The sequence below is a fragment of the Aquiflexum sp. genome (genome assembly GCF_041749095.1).
GTDB lineage: Bacteria > Bacteroidota > Bacteroidia > Cytophagales > Cyclobacteriaceae > Aquiflexum.
The window spans coordinates 1-2963 of sequence record NZ_JBGTCA010000050.1 but is presented as its reverse complement, the minus strand read 5'-3'; the positions used below and the strand labels follow the sequence as shown (position 1 = coordinate 2963).

3 protein-coding genes are annotated in these 2963 nt (G+C 39.9%); all 3 read left to right on the top strand.

Going from position 1 to position 2963, the window contains the following annotated elements; all coding sequences use genetic code 11:
* The first annotated feature begins 175 nt into the window (after positions 1-175).
* The 3 genes from ACEW8O_RS03365 to ACEW8O_RS03355 are packed head-to-tail and all read left to right on the top strand — an operon-like array spanning position 176 to position 2634.
* Positions 176-472, top strand: coding sequence for a Dabb family protein (locus ACEW8O_RS03365; RefSeq protein WP_373493212.1), 297 nt, complete (start codon positions 176-178; stop codon positions 470-472).
* Between the two features lie 4 nt (positions 473-476).
* On the top strand, positions 477-1715 hold the full coding sequence (locus tag ACEW8O_RS03360) for a Tm-1-like ATP-binding domain-containing protein (RefSeq protein ID WP_373493211.1): 1239 nt from the start codon (positions 477-479) through the stop codon (positions 1713-1715).
* A gap of 55 nt (positions 1716-1770) precedes the next feature.
* Positions 1771-2634 (top strand): phosphoenolpyruvate hydrolase family protein, encoded by an 864-nt coding sequence (locus ACEW8O_RS03355; protein ID WP_373493210.1) that lies wholly within the window; start codon positions 1771-1773, stop codon positions 2632-2634.
* Positions 2635-2963: the final 329 nt, after the last annotated feature.

Below are 2963 nucleotides of genomic sequence, written 5' to 3'. Positions count from 1 at the left end.
TACTATTGGGTTCATGGGGGGGAATAAAATTTTCATTAATGCGGAAGACATCAAAAGTCAAGGTTACCTAGGGGGCCGTTCCTTTATGAATAAAGGCTTAATTGATAACCTTTCAGATGAGGAAATAGCTGATTTGTTTGCGTTTATAAGAACTTTAAAATAAAATTTAATTGATATGGTAAGACATTTTGGTGTATTTAAATTCAAAAAAAATATTTCAATTGAGGAAATTGATGAATGTTTTATTTCAATGAATAAAATGGTGGGAGAAATCCCTGGTTTATTAGGTATGGAATATGGACCTTATAATGGAAATGAGGGTTTAAATGAAGATTTTACTCACGGATTTATCATGACTTTTGATTCTGAAGAATCCAGAGATGAATATCTGCCTCATCCCATTCATGACAAAGTTAAACTCCTGGTTGTTCCAAAACTGGAAAAAGTTATTGTTTTTGATATAGTTGTTTAGGATTATGACTCTAAAAAATAAGTCTATCCTAATGATTGGGTGCTTTGACACCAAAGAAGAAAACTTCAACTTTCTTCGGCAATGTATTATTTCCCATGGTGAAAGTGTGATTTCAATGAATACGGGAATATTTGGATCCACATCACTTTTTCCTGTTGAGTTAGAATCAGATTTAGTTGCAGCTGAAGCCGGTGAATCTATTGAAGATTTAAGAAAAAAAGCAGACAGGGGCCATGCAGTTGAAGTGATGGGTAAAGGTGCTGGAAAATTGATTTCCGGATTATTGACCGAAGGAAAAATCAAAGCAGTTATTGGTATGGGAGGCGGCGGTGGAACTTATATAGCACTAGCTGCGATGGAACCTTTGCCCATTGGCTTTCCCAAACTCTGTATTTCCACATTGGCATCCAAGGATGTCACCCGTCAGGTTGGTATGAAGGACATACTGTTGATGCCCTCAGTGGTTGATGTAGCCGGCCTGAACAGGATCAGCCGTCTCATCATGCGGAACGCCGCGGCTGCTGTTTCCGGAATGGCAAAGGTGAATTTGAAAATTGATGAAAAATCTTTAGGAACTATAGCTATCAGTATGTTTGGCAACACTACTGCCTGCGTGGACGAATGCACAAAACTTTTGGAAGCAAAAGGATATGAAGTCATGGCATTCCATGCCAACGGGCTGGGGGGCAATGCTATGGAAACCCTGATCAGGGAAGATTGCTTTGTTGGAATACTGGACATCACTACCACGGAGTTGGCCGATGAACTATGCGGCGGCATCTGCAGTGCTGGTTCCGGGCGCCTCACTGCTGCCGTTGAAATGGGGATACCCCAAGTGGTGGTACCTGGTTGTCTGGACATGGTCAATTTCGCCCACCCTGACACCGTTCCGGAGCAATACAAGGAACGACAGCTTTACAGCTGGGCGCCTGATGTCACCTTGATGAGAACTGATGCGCAGGAAAATATGGAATTGGCAAAAATGATTGCACAAAGGTTAAACCAATCTACCGTACCAACCACTGTTTTGCTACCCCTAAAAGGCCTGTCCCAAATTGATGCGGACGGGGGTATTTTCCATCATCCTGAGATCAACAGGGTTCTATTCGACACCTTAAAGCAGCATCTGAAGCAGCATGTAAATATTGTGGAGATTGATGGCAATATCAACGAAAAATTTTTTTCCGAATCCGCAGTCCAAGTTTTGTTGGAAAGTATGGAAATACAGAATCAAAGAACATAATTGAAATCCTTTGGGGATTAAATAAGAATTCATCTAAAAAAAAAATCAAAAAAATATGGCAAATCCATGGACAGGTAGGGGAAATCCCTACACTAGGCAGGAAGTTAAGGACAGATTACAAAAAGTGATCGATCAGAAAAAAGCAATTATCGCAGCAGGAGCCGGAACCGGTATCAGTGCAAAATTTATTGAAAAAGGAGGCGCAGATCTTATCATTATATATAACTCCGGGAGGTTTAGAATGTCTGGACATGGTTCAACTGCTGGATTAATGGCCTATGGTGATGCAAATGCTGTTGCCATGGAGATAGGTGAGTTTGAAGTACTTCCTATCGTTGAAGATATCCCGGTGATTTGTGGTGTCCATGGTTCGGATCCCAGAAGAAGGATATGGCACCATTTATTGAAAGTTAAAGAAATGGGGTTTTCCGGAATCAACAATTTTCCTACGCATTGCATCGTGGATGGACAGTTTAGGCAAGTTTTGGAAGAAACAGGGATGGGTTTTGATAAAGAGGTCGAAATGATCAGGATTGCAAATAAAATGGATTTATTTTCAATTGTTTATGTGGCAACACCGGAAGAAGCCATACAGATGGCAGAAGCTGGAGCAGATGCAATTATAGTCCATGTAGGTACAACTGTAGGGGGCTCAATTGGTGTGACGGGCGCCGCCTGTACAATGGAAGATGCAATAGAAATAACCAAAAATATAATTGCTGCGGTTAAAAGAATAAATCCAGGGATTTTTTTCCTTACCCATGGGGGACCTATAAATACTCCACAAGATGTCAATATTATCCTTGAAAAAACCAAAGCCCATGGATTTGTAGGAGCTTCATCATTGGAAAGAATGGGAGTGGAAAAATCCTTGACTGATTTAACAATGGAGTTTAAAAAGTTAAAAATTTACGTTTAGAATAAAAAGGAATCCCAACATGAAGTCCAAAGACACAGCCTTTGGACAACCGTTATCCGAAGCTTGTAGCTTCGGATTCCTGAGTGTTGAGACTCTGGCTCAATTCAAATAATCTCCAAGTTGAAAAATTGAATTTTTTGGCTTAAATTCCATACAAGCTTCAACCATAACTTTTTATGCTGAAACCTTTTCAAATAAGCGATCAAAATGGTGTGCAATTTTTGACATTCACTGTCATCGATTGGATAGATGTTTTCACAAGGAAAGAATACAAACTTGAGATTGTCGACAGTCTGAATTATTGTGTGGATAATAAAGGACTTGAAATT

Coding starts and splice junctions, on each gene's coding strand:
- ACEW8O_RS03355 (WP_373493210.1), top strand. CDS start 1,771: ATGGCAAATCCATGGACAGGTAGGGGAAATCCCTACACTAGGCAGGAA.
- ACEW8O_RS03360 (WP_373493211.1), top strand. CDS start 477: ATGACTCTAAAAAATAAGTCTATCCTAATGATTGGGTGCTTTGACACC.
- ACEW8O_RS03365 (WP_373493212.1), top strand. CDS start 176: ATGGTAAGACATTTTGGTGTATTTAAATTCAAAAAAAATATTTCAATT.